The 19,086-nt window shown below is 63.3% G+C and carries 18 protein-coding genes; 13 read left to right on the top strand and 5 right to left on the bottom strand.

Annotated elements, in window-relative coordinates:
• Positions 1–11 precede the first annotated feature (11 nt).
• The 10 genes from ACFFWD_RS43745 (at position 12) to ACFFWD_RS43700 (ending at position 9,143) form a co-directional block, all read left to right on the top strand.
• On the top strand, positions 12–719 hold the full coding sequence (locus ACFFWD_RS43745) for a biotin/lipoate--protein ligase family protein (RefSeq protein ID WP_376975978.1): 708 nt from the start codon (positions 12–14) through the stop codon (positions 717–719).
• A complete protein-coding gene (locus tag ACFFWD_RS43740; RefSeq protein WP_376975658.1) occupies positions 716–1,252 on the top strand; it encodes a DUF6505 family protein in 537 nt (178 codons plus the stop codon). Before ACFFWD_RS43745 ends, ACFFWD_RS43740 begins: the two co-directional genes overlap by 4 nt.
• On the top strand, positions 1,249–2,256 hold the full coding sequence (locus ACFFWD_RS43735; protein ID WP_376975657.1) for a DUF6352 family protein: 1,008 nt from the start codon (positions 1,249–1,251) through the stop codon (positions 2,254–2,256). The genes ACFFWD_RS43740 and ACFFWD_RS43735 overlap by 4 nt, the downstream gene beginning before the upstream one ends.
• A gap of 41 nt (positions 2,257–2,297) precedes the next feature.
• Entirely contained in the window at positions 2,298–2,768 is a 471-nt protein-coding gene (locus ACFFWD_RS43730) for a DUF3305 domain-containing protein (RefSeq protein ID WP_376975656.1), read from the top strand.
• On the top strand, positions 2,765–3,409 hold the full coding sequence (locus tag ACFFWD_RS43725) for a DUF3306 domain-containing protein (RefSeq protein WP_376975655.1): 645 nt from the start codon (positions 2,765–2,767) through the stop codon (positions 3,407–3,409). Before ACFFWD_RS43730 ends, ACFFWD_RS43725 begins: the two co-directional genes overlap by 4 nt.
• 121 nt (positions 3,410–3,530) lie before the next feature.
• Positions 3,531–4,301 carry a molecular chaperone TorD family protein gene (locus tag ACFFWD_RS43720; protein ID WP_376975977.1) on the top strand — a complete coding sequence of 257 codons (771 nt, stop codon included), beginning with the start codon at positions 3,531–3,533 and terminating at the stop codon, positions 4,299–4,301.
• A 28-nt stretch (positions 4,302–4,329) separates the two neighbouring features.
• Positions 4,330–4,539, top strand: a complete 210-nt coding sequence (locus ACFFWD_RS43715) for a twin-arginine translocation signal domain-containing protein (protein ID WP_376975654.1) — start codon at positions 4,330–4,332, stop codon at positions 4,537–4,539.
• Between the two features lie 11 nt (positions 4,540–4,550).
• The gene (locus tag ACFFWD_RS43710; protein WP_376975653.1) at positions 4,551–7,496 is read left to right on the top strand and encodes a formate dehydrogenase subunit alpha; all 2,946 of its coding nucleotides are present in this window, start codon (positions 4,551–4,553) and stop codon (positions 7,494–7,496) included.
• 14 nt (positions 7,497–7,510) lie between these two features.
• Entirely contained in the window at positions 7,511–8,107 is a 597-nt protein-coding gene (gene fdh3B, locus ACFFWD_RS43705; protein ID WP_376975652.1) for a formate dehydrogenase FDH3 subunit beta, read from the top strand.
• A 37-nt stretch (positions 8,108–8,144) separates the two neighbouring features.
• Positions 8,145–9,143, top strand: coding sequence for a formate dehydrogenase subunit gamma (locus ACFFWD_RS43700; RefSeq protein WP_376975649.1), 999 nt, complete (start codon positions 8,145–8,147; stop codon positions 9,141–9,143).
• A 32-nt stretch (positions 9,144–9,175) separates the two neighbouring features.
• Here ACFFWD_RS43700 and ACFFWD_RS43695 read toward each other — a convergent pair whose 3' ends face one another.
• From ACFFWD_RS43695 to ACFFWD_RS43675, 5 genes are all read right to left on the bottom strand, one after another.
• Positions 9,176–9,298, bottom strand: a complete 123-nt coding sequence (locus tag ACFFWD_RS43695) for a hypothetical protein (RefSeq protein WP_376975647.1) — start codon at positions 9,296–9,298, stop codon at positions 9,176–9,178.
• 158 nt (positions 9,299–9,456) lie between these two features.
• Positions 9,457–10,971, bottom strand: coding sequence for an amidase family protein (locus ACFFWD_RS43690; protein WP_376975646.1), 1,515 nt, complete (start codon positions 10,969–10,971; stop codon positions 9,457–9,459).
• Positions 10,968–12,374 carry an amidase family protein gene (locus ACFFWD_RS43685; RefSeq protein ID WP_376975645.1) on the bottom strand — a complete coding sequence of 469 codons (1,407 nt, stop codon included), beginning with the start codon at positions 12,372–12,374 and terminating at the stop codon, positions 10,968–10,970. Before ACFFWD_RS43685 ends, ACFFWD_RS43690 begins: the two co-directional genes overlap by 4 nt.
• Before the next feature lie 42 nt (positions 12,375–12,416).
• A complete protein-coding gene (locus ACFFWD_RS43680) occupies positions 12,417–13,211 on the bottom strand; it encodes a FadR/GntR family transcriptional regulator (protein ID WP_376975643.1) in 795 nt (264 codons plus the stop codon).
• 381 nt (positions 13,212–13,592) lie between these two features.
• Positions 13,593–15,104 (bottom strand): helicase HerA domain-containing protein, encoded by a 1,512-nt coding sequence (locus tag ACFFWD_RS43675; protein ID WP_376975642.1) that lies wholly within the window; start codon positions 15,102–15,104, stop codon positions 13,593–13,595.
• 140 nt (positions 15,105–15,244) lie between these two features.
• Between ACFFWD_RS43675 and ACFFWD_RS43670 the strand changes: the two genes are divergently transcribed.
• The 3 genes from ACFFWD_RS43670 (at position 15,245) to ACFFWD_RS43660 (ending at position 19,056) form a co-directional block, all read left to right on the top strand.
• A complete protein-coding gene (locus ACFFWD_RS43670; protein ID WP_376975640.1) occupies positions 15,245–15,487 on the top strand; it encodes a hypothetical protein in 243 nt (80 codons plus the stop codon).
• 168 nt (positions 15,488–15,655) lie between these two features.
• Entirely contained in the window at positions 15,656–18,511 is a 2,856-nt protein-coding gene (locus ACFFWD_RS43665; RefSeq protein ID WP_376975639.1) for an FAD-dependent oxidoreductase, read from the top strand.
• Positions 18,487–19,056, top strand: coding sequence for an aromatic-ring-hydroxylating dioxygenase subunit beta (locus ACFFWD_RS43660; protein ID WP_376975638.1), 570 nt, complete (start codon positions 18,487–18,489; stop codon positions 19,054–19,056). The genes ACFFWD_RS43665 and ACFFWD_RS43660 overlap by 25 nt, the downstream gene beginning before the upstream one ends.
• Positions 19,057–19,086 lie beyond the last annotated feature (30 nt).

The following is a 19,086-nucleotide window of genomic DNA, read 5'->3' as shown; positions in this document are numbered from 1 at the left end:
AGCCCATCGATCTGCCTCCGCCATTTACGCTGGTGAGGTTGCGCGAAAGTCGTGATGCCTTTGCCCATGCCATCAATATCGCGGAAGAGAGCGGGGCAGGGACGCTGACCTATGTGGGGCGCTTCGACCTTGCCGAGTTCGCCGTTGTACTTGAGCCCGCCGAACCCTTGCGCATGGCGCGCCGGGCTTTCTATGCCGGCATGGTGGCACTGACAGACGCGCTGCGCGCCTATGCGCCGCCGAACAAGGAGGTCGCGATCGACTGGCCGGACGCGATCCGGGTCGATGGCGGGCTGGTCGGCGGCGGGCGGCTTGGCTGGCCCTCGTCCGCAAGGGAGGATGAGCCGCCGCGCTGGCTGGTGTTCGGCGCCATGATCCGAACCGTTGCGATGCTCGACACCGGGGCGGGTGTGAATCCGCTCGCTTCGGCTCTCGACCAGGAGGGGTTTGGCGAGGCCGGCGCGGTTCAGATCACGGAAAGCTTCGCGCGGCATCTGATGCTCGCAACCGACACCTGGCAAACTGACGGCTTCGATGCCATCTCACGCGAATTCCTCAAGCGGCTGGCGCGTGAAGGTCAGACATCGCGCATGATCGACGGCCACGGCGATCTCCTGGTGCGCCGCAGCGGGGCCGACAAGACTGATCGCCGTGACCTGAGGACGGCATTGGCTGCGCCCTCGTGGCTCGATCCGAAATCTGGAGGACCACGCCTGTGAAGCTTTTGCGTACCATCGCGCTCGATCCCTCCGATAGGTTCGTATTCGACGCGGCCGCGGAGCCCGGCGATTGGGCGGTGTCGGGGGCTTTTCGCTTCTGCGATCGGGATCCGCTGAGGTTGAGCGGTAAGGATCGTTCGGCGTTCCGCAGCGGATTTCTCGGAGTGCGGTCCTGGGGATGGTCGACCTTGGCGCAGATCGTCCACGCAACCGAGGACGATCGCCGGGCGTTAGTGGAACTCCTCGCGAGACAGCTGGTCGAGCGGTTCGGCGCGCCCGACGTTGAAGTCGCGCGCTTTGCTGCGGAGGAAGAAATCGCCTTTGCCCAATCGCTCTGCACGCATCCCTTGGGCACGCTCATCGCTGTCCACCGGGCGGCAAGTGACGGTGAGGTCCGAGAGTCCTTTCGCAGATTGCAATTGCGAGAGGGGCAGGGGCACGGAAAGGCGTTCTCGTTCATGGAAATGGATGATGACGTCGAGCCAAGCGGCGACCTCAACCTTGCGGATATGACGAGGGAGACGCGGCGATGAGGGACTTCTGGATCGCCTGCGGCCATCACCTGCTCGATCGCGACGCGACCGGCGGGTTGGTTGTCACGGACGAGTTCCTGAAGGCCTATTTCGCGCGCCCCGAGTTGAACCCGCCTGACGACGCCTGCGCGGTGGAACGCCGGCTGCACCGGCAAGTGCTGGCCGATCCCCGCCATGCCATTCGGGTCAACGAGGTGGCCGCGATCGCCGATGCCGACGCGCGGGAGAATTGGCAATTCGTGCTGGCCTTTCGCGACCTGCTGCTGAGTTATCCGACGCTGGAAGCGGCTTATCTCGCGGTGGTTCGCTCGGGAGCGTTCAATTTGCCGCCACTGTTCATGAACCAGCTCGTCCACGTGATCCTGCGCAACGCGATGGATGGCTGCGAGGATCCGTTTCAATTGCGGGCGGCCGAGTTGTTTTTCCGGCCGCAGCGGATCCTGCCGCACGAACATTCGCTGCTCTTGGGGGACGAGGAGGTCGTCGGCGGGCGTAGCCCGACGCCGGTGCTGTCGCTGATGTCCATGCTTGGGGTTACGACCGATGCGAGCGTCGATGTTCTCAATGAGGAGAATGCCGACAGCTACTGGCTGCGCAGCGACCAGTTCGATATGGGCCTCGATCTGACCGGGGGACGACGGGGACAGGCAGCGCTTGCCGATGCGATGCGTCGCTGGATTTCGCATCTGCTTGGGATCGACGTCGCAATCGAGCCGCTTACCGAATTGCGTGACACTGAGCTTACCTGGTACGTAGGCCTCGATGCCGAGGCTACGCGCATTGGCGACCGGCTTTGGCATGGCGAAGGCCTCGACAGCGGCATAGGGGGACGCGTGCTGGCGTTATTTCGGCTCACCTTTGCGGATGCCAATTTGGTCGTTGATGCCGTCGGGCGCAGGCCGGCCTATCTGATCCTTGCTATGAACTCGGACCAGGTCGTGCGGATGAAGCCGCAGAACCTGCTGACAGGATTGCCGATCAAGCATCTGGAGGCTGCAATGTGACGTCCGTCGTTCAGCCGCTGCTGCGTATTCCGGTCGGTGTCGTGGTCGAGCGCCGCAAGGCGGATTCGCCGTGGGTCGATTTTGTCTGGCGCGGCATCGGCGTGTTGCCAGACGAGCCGGAGATGGCGGCCTGGACGGTGATCCGCGAGCAGGACGGGGCGACGCTGTTTTACGCCGGCAGGGCGACTGTTGATCTCTACCGGTCGGAAACCGATCGTTATCGCGACAACATTGCCACCGGCGCCCCCAGCGTCTGGATCGTTTTGGCTCCCTCGGAAGGCGCCTGGCCCTACCTCGTCTCAGCCGTCACGGCGGATCCCGCGGAGGGGGAGGCGTACACGGAAGCCGGCGCCAATCTGGTCGAAGCGACGCCAATGCCCGACATCTTGCGCACAGCGATTGAAACCTTCATCGCCGAGCACCACGTCGAGAAGGAGTTCGTCAAGCGGGAGCGGCGCCGCGCTGATCCGGAGGCCTTGGCGCGGCGACAGCATCAAGGTGATGACCGATGAGCGACGAGCAATTCCTGACGCGCTGGTCACGCCGCAAGCACGAGGCGAAGGCCGGCCAAGCAAAACCCGAAGAGCCGGTCGAGCCGAACGGGCCGGCGGCGTCCGCCCCCGCCGCGGCGCCGCCGGCTTCCACCGGGGTCGATCTTTCGAGCTTGCCGCCAATCGAGTCGATCGATGCGGCGACCGACGTCGCAGCCTTCCTGCGCAAGGGGATTCCGCAAGAGTTGAGCCGGGCGGCGCTTCGCCGCGCCTGGTCCGCCGATCCGGCTATTCGGGATTTCGTGGGGCTCGCGGAGAACGCCTGGGATTTCAACGACCCTACCGCGATGCCCGGCTTTGGGCCGCTCGACTGCTCGGCCGAGCAGATCGGCGCACTCGTTCGCCGCGTTGTGGGTGACGTGGTGCAGGCGGCCGAGGACGCCGCCGATCCGCTTGGGGGGGCTGCGGAAGACGCCGTCCGATCGACCGCTCCTGAGCCCGAGCGGGATCAGGTGTCTGTTTCAGTGCAGGCCGATAGCGATCCCCGCGAGGTTGGCGAGGCCACGCCCGCAGACCTCCCGCTAAGCTCTATTGCACCGCAACCGCCAACCGAAGAACCGTGCGTGCGGCGCCGCACGCACGGTGGCGCGCTGCCCCGCTAGACCTGCGACCAAATGCTATAGGCAGAGGCTATGCCATCAATTGACCCTTTCCGTGCACGCGACTAGTCTTTGTGTTAAGCAAACGCAATCAAGCGCTTGGCCCCTTGGATGGGAGGGTGGCGTGCGCGATGCGGGCCTTGAACGTGCGATCGATGCTGCGGGCGGCGTTGCTCAGCTTGCCCGAAAAATCGGTATTGCCCAGCCTTCGGTGTCCAACTGGAACCGGGTGCCCGCACAACGTGTCATCGCCGTCGAAGCTGCAACGGGCGTCTCGCGGAACCTGCTACGCCCAGATCTTTATGACATGTCGGACGAAGAAATCGATCCGGTCGATGCCGATCGTGCGCAGGAATATGCGCTGCTTGCGACCTTGCTTTCGTGCGCGCCGTCGCGTGCCTTGCTTGAGCAGATTGCCGGACTGACAGGCGATGCGACGCCGCTTGGGCGCGCGCATGCGGCGCTTGCGGAAGCGGCTTCGATCGCGGTCGTATCCGAAGTCGAGCGCGAGTACTTCGATTTGTTCATCGGGCTCGGACGTGGCGAATTGCTGCCTTACGCATCCTATTATCTGACCGGGTTTCTCAACGAACGCCCGCTTTCACGCCTGCGCAATGATCTCGCCGTGCTCGGCGTCGAGCGTGTTGAGGGCAATGTCGAGCCTGAGGATCATGCGGCGACGCTGTGCGAGATCATGGCAGGCCTCGCCTCCGGCCGCTTTGCGGTTTCGGCCGAGGCGCAGCGCGCTTTCTTCGAGAAGCACGTCTCTGGCTGGATGGGACGTCTGTTCGCCGACATGGAGAAAATCGAACGCGCCAGGTTCTACCAGGCGGTCGGGGCGCTTGGACGCGTTTTTCTGGAGATCGAAACTGAGGCTTTCCCGTTCGCCGACTGACCGAACATGCTGGTGGAGGAGGGATACGATGAAGGACGAAACGACTACGACCGTTGGTCGCCGCGACTTCCTTCGCAAGGTTGGTATCGGCACGGTCGGCGCGGGGGCGACGCTGGCAACGCCCTTGATCGTTCCTGCGCGGGCTGACAGCGAGACCGAGGTCGAGAAGCGCAAAGCGCGCTACAGGGAAACCGAGCACGTCAAAACGTATTACCGGGTCAATCGCTATCCTGCTTGAGGGAGGCCGCCGTGCTGATCAGGAGAACACCGCGTTCCGATTCCGATCGCCGCGGATCCGTCGCGGCCAATCTGTCCGGGCAGGCTGGCGGTCTCGACCGTCGCATGTTCCTGCGCCGGTCTGGCCTTGCCGGCGGCACGCTCGCCGCGCTCGGCGCGCTGCCGATCGGCGGCGTCCGCAGAGCCGAGGCTGCGGTTGCAGGTCCGCTTGCTGCGGGCGCGACCGTTCGCAAGAGCATCTGTACGCATTGCTCGGTCGGATGCACCGTGACGGCTGAGGTGCTGAACGGAGTCTGGATCGGCCAGGAGCCGAGCTGGGATTCCCCGATCAATCGCGGGTCGCATTGCGCCAAGGGCGCTTCCGTGCGCGAGCTCGTGCACAGCAACCGGCGCCTGCGGTATCCGATGAAGCTCGTGGGCGGACAATGGACGCGCGTCTCCTGGGACACCGCGATCAACGAGATCGGCGACAAACTGCTGGAGGTGCGCGAGAAGTCGGGCCCCGACTCGGTCTATTGGCTCGGATCGGCCAAGATGACCAACGAAGGTGCCTACTTGTTCCGCAAGCTCGGCGCGTTCTGGGGTACCAACAATACCGATCATCAGGCGCGCATCTGCCATTCGACCACCGTCACCGGCGTGGCCAACACTTGGGGCTACGGTGCGATGACCAACAGCTTCAATGATATTCGCAATGCCAAGACCCAAATGATTATGGGCGGCAATCCCGCCGAGGCGCATCCGGTCTCGTTGCAGCATCTGCTCGAGGGAAAGGAGCTTCAGAAGGCCAACTTCATCGTCATCGACCCCCGCCTGACGCGAACCGCGGCACATGCGACCGAGTATGTGCGCATGCGGCCGGGCACCGACATCCCGGTGCTCTACGGCATGATGTGGCACATCCTCCAGAACGGCTGGGAGGATAAGGAATTCATCAGGCAGCGCGTCTACGGCTTCGACGATCTTCGCAAGGAGGTGGAGAAGTGGAATCCGGAAGAGGTCGAGCGCGTCAGCGGTATTCCCGGCGAACAGCTCAAGCGTGTTGCGAAGATGTTCGCAACGGAAAAGCCGTCGACGCTGATCTGGGCCATGGGCCAGACCCAGAAGACTGTCGGCACCGCCAATGTGCGGGCGAGCTGCATCCTGCTCCTAATGACTGGAAATGTTGGCGGACCGGGCATGGGCGCCAACATCTTCCGCGGCCACGATAATGTGCAAGGCGCGACCGACGTCGGGCTCGATATCGTCACGCTGCCATTCTATTACGGCCTCGCGGAAGGCGCCTGGAAGCACTGGTCGCGGGTTTGGGAAGTCGACTACGACTTCCTGAAGTCACGCTTCGACTCCAAGCAGATCATGGAGACCCCCGGCATTCCGCTCACCCGCTGGTTCGAATCGGTGACCCTGCCGAAGGATCAGGTTGCGCAAAAGGACAATGTGCGTGCGGTGTTCGTGCAAGGACACGCCAGCAACAGCATTACCCGCATTCCGGAATCCCTGAAGGGCTTGAAGGCGCTCGAGCTACTCGTGATCGCCGATCCGCATCCGACCACCTGGGCATCGCTTGCAGTGGAGGCTGGGCGCAAGGATGGCCTTTACATTCTCCCGGTTGCCACCCAGTTCGAGTGCAAGGGGTCGCGCGTCGCGTCGAACCGTTCGCTGCAGTGGGGCGAGCAGATCGTGAAGCCGATCTTCGAATCGAAGGACGATCTCGAAGTCATCTATCTGATGGCGAAGAAGTTCGGCTTCGCGGACAAGATGTTCAAGAACATCAAGGTCGAGAACAATCTGCCGGAGGCGGAAGATGTGCTTCGCGAAATGAACCGCGGCAGCTGGTCGACCGGCTATTGCGGGCAATCGCCCGAGCGGCTCAAGGCGCATATGAAGAACCAGGCGAAGTTCGACATGCTGACGATGCGGGCGCCCAAGGACGATCCCGAAGTTGGTGGCGATTATTACGGCCTGCCTTGGCCGTGCTGGGGCGCGCCCGAGGTACGGCACCCGGGCACGCCGTTGCTCTACAACACCAAAATCGCAGTGATGGATGGCGGCGGTACGTTCCGACCGCGCTTTGGCATCGAGCGCGAGGAGAAAATGGCCGACGGCTCGACACGCAAGGTCAGTCTGCTGGCGGATGGGTCCTATTCAAAGGATTCCGAAATCAAGGACGGCTATCCGGAATTCACGCTGGCCAGCCTGAAGAAGCTCGGCTGGGACAAGGACCTAACGGAAGCGGAGATGGCGGCGATCAACAAGGTCAATCCCGCTACTCCCGACGCGGTGTCGTGGTCGCTCGACCTCTCGGGCGGCATCCAGCGCGTCGCGCTGATGCATGGCTGTGTGCCTTACGGCAATGGCAAGGCGCGCATGAATGCGTTCGGCCTGCCGGATCCCATTCCGGTTCACCGCGAGCCGATCTATACGCCGCGCGTCGACCTGGTTGCCAAATATCCGACGTTGCCAGATGCCAAGCAGTTTCGAATGCCTAACATCGGGTTCTCTGTGCAGAAGGCCGCGGTGGAGAAGGGGATCGCCAAGCAATTCCCGCTGATCCTCTCCTCGGGCCGCCTGGTCGAATATGAGGGTGGCGGAGAAGAGACGCGAACCAATCCGTGGCTCGCCGAACTTCAGCAGGACATGTTCATCGAGATCAACCCTGCCGACGCGGCCGACCGGGGCATTAAGGATGGTGGTTGGGTCTGGGTGAACGGTGCCGAAAACAACTCGCGGGCCAGGATGAAGGCGCTCGTCACCGAACGGGTCGGCAAGGGGGTAGCCTGGATGCCCTTCCACTTCGGCGGTTGGCTTGCGGGAGCGGACTTGCGCAAGAACTATCCCGCGGGAACTGACCCGATCGTGCTCGGTGAAAGCGCAAATACAATCACGACCTACGGATATGACCCTGCAACCAACATGCAGGAGGCCAAGGTCACCCTCTGTCAGATCGTCGCAGCTTAGGAGGAGCAACGCCTATGGCTCGGATGAAATTTCTCTGCGACGCCGACCGTTGTATCGAGTGCAACGCCTGCGTGACCGCTTGCAAGAACGAGCACGAGGTGCCTTGGGGTATCAACCGGCGCCGCGTCGTCACCATCAACGACGGCAAGCCGGGAGAACGGTCGGTCTCCATGGCCTGCATGCACTGCACGGATGCACCCTGCGCGGCAGTCTGCCCGGTCAACTGCTTCTACACCACCGCCGACGGCGTCGTGCTTCATTCCAAGGATCTGTGCATCGGCTGCGGCTATTGCTTCTACGCCTGTCCGTTCGGCGCGCCGCAATATCCGAAGGTTGGCAATTTCGGCTCCCGCGGCAAGATGGACAAGTGCACGTTCTGCGCCGGCGGCCCCGAGGTCGACGGCAGCAAGGAAGAGTACGAAAAGTACGGGGCAAACCGTCTAGCCGAGGGAAAATTGCCGCTCTGCGCCGAAATGTGCTCGACCAAATCGCTCCTCGCGGGAGATGGTGAAGTCATCGCCCAGATCTACAAGGAGCGGGTGACGAAGCGTGGTTATGGCTCGGGCGCGTGGGGCTGGAAGACCGCCTATCGCGAGACGATCGAGTCCTGAAGACTCTGCCGTGAGCTGGCAAACAGGGAGGAAGCTGATGGCGTCGTTTGCAAGATGGATTCGCCTCGCTTTCGGTGCATGCGCATTCTTCCTCGCCATTGTCACTGCAGCGCCAGTGGCTGCCCAGCAGGTCAATCCGACCGCAAGCTCGGTAAAGGAGCAGCAGCTTCTGCAGGAATTCAGTCGGATCCAGGGGCGCGTCAGCATTCCCGATCAGCGGTCGGGGGTCCTTGAGCAGCCCGCTGGGCGTGAGTGGCGGGAATTTCGGAACGTCACGTTGCGCTGGATCGGTGGGGTCTCCATCCTTGGCATGCTCGCAGCGCTCGTCGCATTTTACCTCATCCGCGGCATGGTCCGGCTTCAGAGCGGGAGGTCAGGGCGAACCGTGATCCGCTTCAACGCCTTCGAGCGCTTCGTGCACTGGATGGCAGCGACCTGCTTCATTGTGCTGGCAATCTCGGGGCTGAACATCACCTTCGGCCGCCCGCTGTTGCTGCCGTTGATCGGTCATGATGCGTTTTCCGAATGGTCGCAATGGGCAAAGTACGCGCACAACTATTTGAGCTTCCCATTCACCATCGGTGTCGTGCTGATTTGCCTGATGTGGATCGGCGGGAACATCCCCAACAAGGTTGACGTCGAATGGATCAAGCAAGGGGGCGGCATCGTCGGACACGATCATCCGCCGGCCTATCGTTTCAACGCCGGCCAGAAAGCTGTCTACTGGATCGTGGTGCTTGGCGGTGCTGCCGTCGCGATTACCGGGTATGAGCTGATGTTTCCGTTCTACCTGTCCGGTATCGAAGGAATGCAAGTAGCCCAGATGGTCCATGCGATCGTGGCGGTGCTGTTCGTAGCTATGATGCTGGCTCACATCTACATCGGAACGATCGGGATGCAAGGTGCGTTCGAAGCGATGGGCACCGGCACGGTAGATGTCAACTGGGCCCGAGAGCACCATAGCCTTTGGCTCGAAGAGCAGGACAGGCGGACGGGTAATGCGCGCTCAAATCCGGCCGCGACCGCAGCGGAATAGGGACACGCAATTCCAGGCGTGCCGGGCACTCGCTAGAGGCGCACGGCGGTCGTCGCAAAGGCCTGTTCGACCGGCTCTTGCACGCGGTTAAGAGCCATGGCCCCGACTGCCGCCACGACGATGGCGGTCACGCAGGCGAGCAGGAAGGCCCTCATTCGAATTCTCCCAAAAGGGCAGGATCGCGCCAGCTTACACAGAACGATCCGTCCCGGATAGCGCATCCCTTGCTGCCGTGCGACAGTGTGGTCGCGAGATGCTGACGCGCCACGCTGTCTGCTGCCCGACCCTCGTAGATCGGGCTCCGGTGAGCGAGTTAGCGACGATCCCACAATTGCCGGACCAGCACGCCGGCTCCCCGCTCGATCGCCTCTGCGGCATCAAGGCAAAGATCCTCGTGATAGCGCGAACCGACGATCTGGACCCCGACAGGCAAGCCGTTGTGAAGGCCGACGGGCACCACCGCGGCCGGCAATCCCAGCACGTTGATGGCGGAAATGAAGCGAAGATCGTTCCAGAACAGCTCCTTCACCCGTGCTGCGCCGCTGAGATCGGCGTTGACTTCCGGCGTCGGCCGAACCGTCGTCGGCGTCAGGACCAGCGGGTAATCCTCGAGGAACATCATCCAGTTGCGGATGTGGCGGGACCGTTCGGCGATCGCCTTCATGTAGCCGGCCTGGTCGAGCATGGTCGACAGGCCGACAAAGCCTTCGAACGAGTTGCGGAAGTCGGCGCTCGTCGTGGCCAGCATCTGCTCCTGCTGCAGGATGCGGACCTCGGTCATGATCAGGTCGCACCAGAGCTGCCACACCTTATTGAACTCGGGCAGTTCGACCTCGCTCACCGCGTAGCCGGCGTTGGCGAGATGATCGGCCGCCTTGCGCTGCAGAGCGATCACGGCGCGATCGGTCGCCATGTCGTCAGGGATCTTGGCGAGCGCGACCTTGATCGGGCCTGCGGGCTTGGGTCCGGTCAGCGGCGCGGGGACCCACCAGGGATCGCGCGGATCGCGCTGTGCCATGACCTCGAGGCCGAGGCGAACGTCCCTGACTTCGCGCGCCAACGGTCCCTGCGAGGACATGAACTGCGCCATCAACGGTCGCTCCGCGGTGGCGCTCGGGTTGAAAGCGGGAATGCGGCCCTGGGTCGGCTTGATGGTGGCAACCCCGTTGCAGTGCGCCGGCCAGCGCAGCGAGCCGCCGATATCGTTGCCATGTGCGATTGTGCCGATGCCGGCAGCAATCGACGCACCTGCGCCACCCGACGAGCCGCCGCAGGTCACCGCAGGATTCCAGGGGTTGCGCGTCAACCCGTGCAACGGATTGTCGGTGAAGGCGCGCAACGAGAATTCCGGCGTGTTGGTCAGGCCGATAATGATCGCACCGGCCTTCCTGAGATTGGCGGTGACCGGAGAATCGCCCGGCGCGATGTTGTCCTTGAAGGCGACGACCCCGTTCGAATTGGCCTGACCCTTGACGTCGATGTTGATCTTGATCGTCACGGGGACACCGTGCAGCGGTCCGATGTCGCTGCCCTTGCTTTTGGCCAGCGCCTCGTCTGCGGCCTTTGCGCCCGTCAGTGCTTCAGCGCCGAGATCGACCACGACCGCGTTCAGCGCGGGGTTGGTCTTGTGCATATGGTCGAGATGGGTGCGGATGACTTCCTCTGATGTCACGTCACCCTTCCTGATTGCCGCAGCCGTCTCGACTGCGGACCACTGCCAGATCGGAGTCTTTGTCACGCTTCTTCCCCTTGCTTCAGTTATCAATTGTAGCGCGTGCGCTGTCGACGCATGCCGACAAACCTTGTTGGTCGTGCGGGCCGACGTCATTCCCTCGGATCGATGGGCGTCAGGTTTGGCCCGCGCGCCTCGATCACTTCCGCGGCCGCAAGGCAGACATCCTCACGGAAGCGCCCGGCGATGACCTGGACGCCAACCGGCGCGTTGCCGGCGGTGCCGGTGGGCACCACCACCGAGGGGAAGCCGAGCGCGGGAACGGCGAGCAGCGGCCGCTGCGCGTCGAGCAGGGCGCGCACCACAGTCTCGTTCTCCTGGTCCTGGTCAAAGCGGAACGGCAGCTGCGCCGATACCGGCAGAATGATGATCGGATAACGTTCCTGAAACAATTGCCACGCCCGAACGATCGCGAGGCGCTGCTCGAAGCAGGCGAGCACCTCGTCGCCGTCGAGTTGTGGCGCGTAGGCGATATGGCAGTCGAGATTGTAGCGGCTCTTGGAATCGCCGAACTTGCGGATTGCGGGCGCGAGCGTGCGCCGCTCTTCGTTGATGACGAGGCGATGCCAGAGGTCCGCGGCCTCGGCGAGCCGCGGAGGCGTGATCTCTTTCACCGCGAAGCCGGCATCAGCAAGCCAGCGACCGGCGGTTCTCACGGCGGCACTGACCTCCGGCGCTTCGTCGCCGAACGGAGCAGGCGCGATTGCCACTCCGATTGGGCGCTTTAGCGCAGCACCTTGCAGAGGCACCGGCATCCAGTTGCCGTCGCGCATGTCGGGCTGTGCCATCGCTGTCAACGCCCTGCGCAGATCGGCGACGGTGCGGGCGAGCGGTCCTTGCACCGACATCATCTGCGCGGTGATCGGGCGATCGCTCGTCGCGGATGGGTTGAAGGCAGGAATCCGCCCCGGCGTCGGGCGCAAGCCGGCGACGCCGCAGGCATAGGCAGGGTAGCGTATCGAACCGCCGAAGTCGTTGCCGTGGGCGATCGCGCCCATGCCGGCGGCGACCGCGGAGGCCGCGCCGCCGCTGGAGCCGCCCGGCGTCAGCCGCTTGCTCCAGGGATTGTAGGTCGCGCCGTGCAGGTCGTTGTCAGTGAACCAGCGATGGGAGAAAGCCGGTGTGTTAGTGCGGCCGACAATGATCGCGCCGGCTTTTCGGAAGTTCGCAACCACCGGGCTGTCCTCGGTGGCGATGACGTTGCGAAACTCGACGACGCCGTTGGTGGTGGCGTAGCCGCGCTGGTCGACGTTGACTTTCGTGGTAACGGGCACGCCGTGCAGCGGGCCGAGCTCGGCACCGGCCTTCACCGCGGCATCAGCGGCGTCCGCTGCAGCGTGCGCTTCGTCGGTTAGGACCTCGACAATGGCGTTCAGCGATGGATTGACCTGCGCGATGCGGTCGAGGCTCGACTGCACGGCTTCCCGGCTCGAGATGGCGCGGGTGGCGATCGCGTGCGCGAGATCGACTGCCGACCAGCGCCACAATTCGTTGTCCATGTTGTTACTCCACTGTTGAACGGATTGAGGGGCTCGGCGCCATCAGTCGAGCCGCAGCGGCTCCGTGAAAACGGGCTGATCAGTCCGCCGGTCAGCCGGCGGGACGACTGTGGCCTCGGCGCTGAGCACGTGGTCGAGCATGATGCGCCTGGCGCGCGCCGCGTTGCCCGCGCGGAAGGCGCTCAGAAGACGCTGGTGGAAGTTGATGTTCTCTACTGTGAAGCCCGCGCAGAATTCCTGCACGCCCTGTTTGCCGATCAGATGGCGGATCGCTTCGTTGACGAAGCGACAGACCAGGCCGAGCAATGGATTGGGACATGCATCGATCAGGATATCGTGGAAATCAATTTCCGCGTGGCGATGGTGCTCCCAGTCTGCGGCACCGCCCGGATGGTGTTCCTGAACCGCAATGGCCTTCTCGAGCGCAGCGAAGTGCGCCGGCGTCAGGTGTCCGACGACGCTGAAGGCGAGCTCCGGCTCGGTCAGGCGCCGGATCTGATAGATCTGCGCCGTGCTGGTTGGCTGAAAATAGAAGTAGTTGCTGAGCAGGCCGACGATCCGGTTGGCCGAGACCGGCGCGACGCGGGCGCCGCCTCCTGGACCGGTGGTGTTCTGCACCAGGCCCTGGACCTCCAGCGATTTGAGTGCCTCGCGGATGGTGGAGCGACTGCAGCCGAACATGTCGATCAGCTCGGATTCCTGCGGCAGCCGATCGGCGGGCTGCAGGCCGGCCTGGAAGATGTGGCTGCGGATCAGGTCAGCAACGACATCGGAGCGCTTGCGCTTGATCGCCGCCCGACGAGAAGGGTTGAGGATATGATTATCAGGTTTATCCATTTTATCATCATAAATTAGTCAGGCAGGATTTCAAGGGGGCAGCCGTACGCTGCTCTGTGGGCCGGGTGGGGAGGTCCGCACGCAACCTTGCGACCGAAGTGGAGGGATCTGACGGGAGCCGGCGTGCCCTTCGCGAGGTCGCCAGCTATCGCACGGCTACCACGACATCCCGGCGTGCTGCGGTGCTCTCTTTGTCAGCGCCTGAAACGTTAGAATGTGCCGCACCTGTCAGCTTTCGTGTCGGTTCAGGCATCAGCCAATCCGGATGGGATGGCAAAGCCACCGAGCGCTTGACGTCCCGAAGCGCACGGCGACTGCGCAGCGTCCAGCATGGATTAGCTTCAATAGCTCCGCTTTTCGGGCGGGGTGCTTGATGTCGCGTCAGACGGTTGAGTCAGATTGGGCTGGCTCCGCCGGCAATTCCTCTCCGTTGGGGTCGCCCGGCGCCGTCGCCCAGGCTAGCTCGACAAGCGTCACGATTCGCCGACCAGTACCGTCAAGCTGGCAAACGATGAGGCCCTGTTCCTCGATATAGGTCAGCAGACGCCGGGCGCGTCGAAGCGAGTGGGTGCCATAGGCGCGAGCGATCGCCGCATCGCTCGGACAGGGCCAGCCGGCCTTGGCCGCGCGGGCGATCATCATGAAGACGCCTTGCATATCCTCGGGCAGGATGGCGGCGCGGATCGAGACATCCTGCCAACTATCCTCCTCCGCCATATCGGTGGCGAGCCCGGCACGGGCGTGCGTCAGCATCCGGCGGAAATCTCCCAGGTCCGGCGCCGCCGAACCGAGGCCCTCGATTCGGCAGCGCACGACGAACTCCTGATAGAGGACGCCGATGGCACGGAAGCCTGCGTCGGGTTCCGCCAGGATGGCGCGCAGGATACGATCCAGCCGCTGACGCCGCTCCGCCAGTTCCTCGGCATTGAGTGGCTGTTCCACGGCTTCGTCGCGAATCTCAAGCGCCGCGGACTTCGCTGCCATGAGCTGGCCAAGGAGATCCGGCGATGGTCTGCGTTGGGGCCGGATATTCTCGGGGGGCGGGTTTGCCAAGATAATTGCGCGCGCGTCCTCCAGTGTCGCTTCGGGCAGCGGCATAAGACGCGGTGGAGCATTGCGAGGCCGCGTATCCGTCGGACCGATGCGCAGCCCCAGAGGGCGGCGGGAGAGGGCGGGGCCCAGAGCCATGAATTGCCCGCGCTCCAGGTCCCGGAAGGCTTCTGCCTGTCGGCGCTCCATGCCGAGAAGGTCCGCGGCGCGCGCCATGTCGATATCAAGGAAAGTTCGACCCATCAGGAAATTGGAAGCCTCCGCCGCAACATTCTTGGCGAGCTTCGCCAGCCGCTGGGTTGCGATGATCCCCGCAAGCCCGCGCTTGCGGCCACGGCACATCAGGTTCGTCATCGCCCCCAGGGAGAGTTTGCGCGCCTCGTCGGAAACCTCGCCGGCGACCGCCGGCGCGAAGAGCTGCGCCTCATCGACCACCACCAGCATCGGATACCAGTGGTCACGGGCAATCTCGAAGAGTCCGCCGAGAAAGGCGGCAGCGCGTCGCATCTGGTTCTCGGCGTCGAGTCCCTCGAGATTGAGCACCGTGGAGACGCGATGGATGCGCGCGCGCTCGCCGGCGACCTGAAGGCCCCGCTCGGTATGGTCCTCGGCGTCGATGACAAGATGTCCGAAACGTTCGGCCAGCGTTACGAAGTCGCCCTCGGGGTCGATGATGGTCTGTTGCACCCAGGGAGCACTCTGCTCGAGCAACCTGCGCAGCAGATGGGACTTGCCGGAGCCGGAATTGCCCTGCACCAGCAGGCGGGTCGCCAGGAGTTCCTCGAGGTCCAGAGTCGCTAGGCCGCCTGCCGTCGTATGCCCCATCTCGATCGCAACGGTCATGTCTCGACTCAAAGTTTCCCTGCGGGGAGGGCTTATCAACCTGGTGGCAGCCCGTCGAGCGCGCCCTATGCTTCGCCGGACCGGCGCCACAAAGGTGTGGATGGAGCAGTCACGGGTGGGGAAGGCAGCGCAATAACCGCGTGGCGGTTCTTGACGGCAATCTCGCGAATGCGCGGGGCTGGAAGCAGTCGACGCCGAGTTCCGCGGCCGCGATCAAGGTCGGCCTTCGTTCAACTCTCAACTTCCAGGGCGACAACGCGGATCATCGCGGCAATCCTGGCGCGAACCATCCGTGGCCCCCAGGCGAACCGTCGCGCGCCTCACCGATGGGAAATGCGCGCGATCTTTCAATAACATCAGTATTTATCTCTTTTGAACGCTGATAGGCACGGATCGCACGGCGCGGGGGCTAGCGGGCGGCTCCGTGAATCAAGCATAATTCTTGGCAATTCTTGCCGTCGCTGCCGGCGGGGCAAAAAAAGCGCCCTATCTTGCGCGAACAAAAAAAGGATGTATACTGAGTAAAATTTAGCGGAGGATGCGAGGCATAAATGGCGTGGCGAGCGGCGACCTCGTTGGAGGGTTTGCGATCCGGAGCAGTAAAGGGTGTCCGCGTGGACGGAACGCCAGTGGCGCTCTATCGGCTCGGTGACCAGGTCTATGCGACGCACGGGGTTTGTACTCATGCCCTTGCATTCCTTGCCGATGGGTATGTCGAGGACGGGAAGATCGAGTGTCCGCTCCATCAAGGCCTCTTCGACATTCGCACCGGCAAGGCGCTGTGCGCGCCGCTGACAACGGACCTTCAGACCTTCGCCGTCAAAGTCGAAGAAGGAACGGTTTTCGTCGATTTTGACTCGCCCGCGGCAGAGGTGCAGCACGCGGCGCCCGTGCCGGGCGAGTCCAAGTCCGAGTCATCTCGCCCGCATGGCTCTGTCCTCATCGTTGGGGCGGGGCAGGCGGCTGCCGCCGCGGTTCGCGGTCTGCGCGTCAATGGCTTCACCGGTGCGATCACAATGGTCGGAAGCGAGCCGCATTTTCCGTATGAAAGGCCGCCGCTCTCGAAGGATATCCTGCTCGGAAAGGCGACCGCGGAGGCGTGTGTGCGCTTGTCGCAAGTCGATGCAGCCACGCTTGACGTGGTGACGCATCTAAACGTCACGGCGACGCGCATTGATCCGAAAACAAAGGCCGTAACGCTGAGCGATGGCCGCGAGCTGAGCTACGAGTCACTTCTTCTTGCCACAGGCGGCGTTCCGCGACGGCTCGAGATTCCCGGTGCCGACCTGCCCGGTGTTCACTATCTCCGCACGCTTGAAGATGCGGCCGCGATCGGCGCGACGTTGGAAGCCGCCCGCCGCATCGTGATCATCGGGGGTGGATTTATCGGCCTCGAGCTTGCCTCCGTCGCAGCGTCGCTCAACGTGTCTGCGACCGTTCTCGAGCGTGAACCGGAACTCCTGACGCGCGTGCTGCCGGCTCCGATAGGGCGGGCTTTTCGTACACTTGCCGAGCGCCATGGAGTGCGTGTTCAGCTCGGGGCGGCGGTGGAGGCGATCGAGCGCGACGGCGATGGGCTTGCCGTGCGGACGACGGGCGGCATCCTCAAGGCCGATGCCGTCTGCATCGGTGTTGGACTTGTCCCCGAGACGGCGCTCGCCGCTGCGGCAGGCTGCGAGGTGGATGGGGCGGTCGTCGTCGACGCCGAGCAGAGGACCAGTGTAGCGGGCATATGGGCCGCCGGCGACTGCGCGCTGCATCATTCGCCCATCAGAGGGCGGCGCGGCCGACTTGAGAGCTGGCACAATGCCGAGCAGCAAGGTGCCGCCGCAGCTCGATCCATTGCCGGATGTGCGCCTGTCGCGGACGAGCCGCGGCCGTGGTTCTGGACCGACCAGTTCGGTCTCAGCATCCAGATCCTCGGCGTCGCTGCGCCCGGTGACAGGGTTGCGCTTACGGGGCGCGACGGCGAGCAGGGCGCGATCTACAGGACAATTGATCCGATGACGGGGCGGCTGACCAGTGTCGTCGCGTTCTCCGATGCCGGCGCAATCCGCCGGGCGCGCGAAGAGCTGGGGAGCGCGGACTGTTTCGACGTCGCCAAGGCGTCTGCCGTTCTTCTGGACAGTGAAGGTAAAGGGGAGGAGCCCTCCGTGGGAGTCGAAGCCAGATCGCAGTCGGCGAAGCAATATGTGTGGCCATCCGAGGGACTGACGAGGATCCCCGACTGGGTCTATACCGACGACTACATCTATCAGCGCGAGGTCGAGAGGATATTCCATGGCCGCACCTGGAACTACGTCGCGCTCGAAGGCGAGATCCCGAATCCGGGGGATTTCATTCGCTCGAACGTGGGGCCGACGCCGATCGTGGTGTCGCGCGCGGAAGATGGGACGATCAGCGCCTTCGAGAACAGGTGCGCGCACCGCGCGGCTGAATTCTGCCGCGAGCTGAGCGGTAATGCCAAGGAGTTCGTCTGCCCCTATCATCAATGGTCTTATGATCTGAAGGGCAACCTGGCCGGTGTCCCGTTCCGTCGCGGCGTCGACGGCAAGGGCGGCATGCCGGCAAGCTTCAAGCCCGCCGATCACGGTCTGAAGCGGCTTAATGTTACATCGCATCGTGGCGTCGTGTTCGCGTCCTACTGCGACGACATGGAACCTCTGGCCGATTATCTTGGCCCAGAGATTCTGCGCGAATTCGAGGCGACGTTCGACGGCCGCAAGCCGAAAGTGCTCGGCCATTACCGGCACACCCTTCCGGGCAACTGGAAGCTTTATCACGAGAACCTCAAGGACCCCTATCACGCAACGCTGCTCCACACCTTCCTCGTTACGTTCGGGCTGCTGGTGGCCGGCAACAAGTCGTCGATGATCGCGGATGCGTCAGGTCGTCATGGGGTGATGGCGTCGGCCAAATCGGACGCCAGCAAGCTGGACGGCGACACCAAGAAGGAAATGCGCGCCTACAAGGAAGGCATGACGCTCGCTGAGCCGCGTTTCATGGATTTCGTCAACGAGTTTGACAGTCCATGGTCGGTGACCATGACGACAGTCTGGCCGAACCTTATCGTACAGCGCGAGATGAACACGCTGGGCGTCCGGCAGATCGTCCCGACTGGCCCGAACGAATTCATCATGAAATGGACGATGTTCGGCTTCGAGGGCGACGATGAGGAAATGACGCGCCACCGGTTGCGGCAGGGCAACCTGATGGGGCCCGCCGGCTTCCTGGGCCTTGAAGACAATGAGGCGATCAAATTCGTCCAGGACGGCATGCTTGGCGTGCCTGACGGCAACCATGTCGTCGAGCTGGATCCCGGCGTCATCGGGACCGCGAACACGTTGATTTCCGAAGCGTCGATCCGCGCAATGTACCAGCATTGGCGCAGCGCGATGGAACTCTGATGGCATCTCATCCCCAGGTTAATCCCATGCTGGCAACAAACACGACCCTATCCAGTCCTAGGCGTCTGGACGACCTGCTGCTTCACTTCGAGATCGAGCGCTTCAACTGCGCCTATGCGGCTGCGCTTGACGAACAAAGGTTGTCGGACTGGAGCGAAATGTTTACGGCCGACGCAAGCTATGTCGTGCTGTCGCGCGAGAACGAGGACCGCGGATTTCCCGTCGGCCTCATCTATTGCGAGAACCAGGGCATGATCCGCGATCGCGCGTTCGCGCTGGAAAAGACAGCCATGTTCGCTCCCCGCTATTTGCGTCACATGATCAGCAATATTCTGCTTCACGGTGAGACCGACGCAGGAGACATCAAGGCGCAGGCGAATTATGTCGTGCTTCAGGTGTTGTTCGATCGGCCGGATGCGACGATTCACCAGGTCGGTACCTATCACGACATCTTTCGACGTACAGACACCGGTCTGAAGCTCGTGCAACGCCGCTGCATCTACGACAATCTGCTGGTTCCAAACGCGCTCTGCATCCCGGTATGATGAGCGACGATCGGTGCGCGAGGCGGGCGG

It is taken from the genome of Bradyrhizobium erythrophlei, assembly GCF_042430365.1.
GTDB lineage: Bacteria > Pseudomonadota > Alphaproteobacteria > Rhizobiales > Xanthobacteraceae > Bradyrhizobium > Bradyrhizobium erythrophlei.
This window is presented reverse-complemented; position numbering and strand designations above follow the sequence as displayed.

Excerpts from the sequence above, each read along its gene's own strand:
- ACFFWD_RS43735 (WP_376975657.1), top strand. The coding sequence starts at position 1,249 with ATGAGGGACTTCTGGATCGCCTGCGGCCATCACCTGCTCGATCGCGAC.
- ACFFWD_RS43725 (WP_376975655.1), top strand. The coding sequence starts at position 2,765 with ATGAGCGACGAGCAATTCCTGACGCGCTGGTCACGCCGCAAGCACGAG.
- ACFFWD_RS43715 (WP_376975654.1), top strand. The coding sequence starts at position 4,330 with ATGAAGGACGAAACGACTACGACCGTTGGTCGCCGCGACTTCCTTCGC.
- fdh3B (WP_376975652.1), top strand. The coding sequence starts at position 7,511 with ATGGCTCGGATGAAATTTCTCTGCGACGCCGACCGTTGTATCGAGTGC.
- ACFFWD_RS43700 (WP_376975649.1), top strand. The coding sequence starts at position 8,145 with ATGGCGTCGTTTGCAAGATGGATTCGCCTCGCTTTCGGTGCATGCGCA.
- ACFFWD_RS43695 (WP_376975647.1), bottom strand. The coding sequence starts at position 9,298 with ATGAGGGCCTTCCTGCTCGCCTGCGTGACCGCCATCGTCGTGGCGGCA.
- ACFFWD_RS43690 (WP_376975646.1), bottom strand. The coding sequence starts at position 10,971 with ATGACGTCGGCCCGCACGACCAACAAGGTTTGTCGGCATGCGTCGACA.
- ACFFWD_RS43685 (WP_376975645.1), bottom strand. The coding sequence starts at position 12,374 with ATGGACAACGAATTGTGGCGCTGGTCGGCAGTCGATCTCGCGCACGCG.
- ACFFWD_RS43680 (WP_376975643.1), bottom strand. The coding sequence starts at position 13,211 with ATGGATAAACCTGATAATCATATCCTCAACCCTTCTCGTCGGGCGGCG.
- ACFFWD_RS43675 (WP_376975642.1), bottom strand. The coding sequence starts at position 15,104 with ATGACCGTTGCGATCGAGATGGGGCATACGACGGCAGGCGGCCTAGCG.
- ACFFWD_RS43665 (WP_376975639.1), top strand. The coding sequence starts at position 15,656 with ATGGCGTGGCGAGCGGCGACCTCGTTGGAGGGTTTGCGATCCGGAGCA.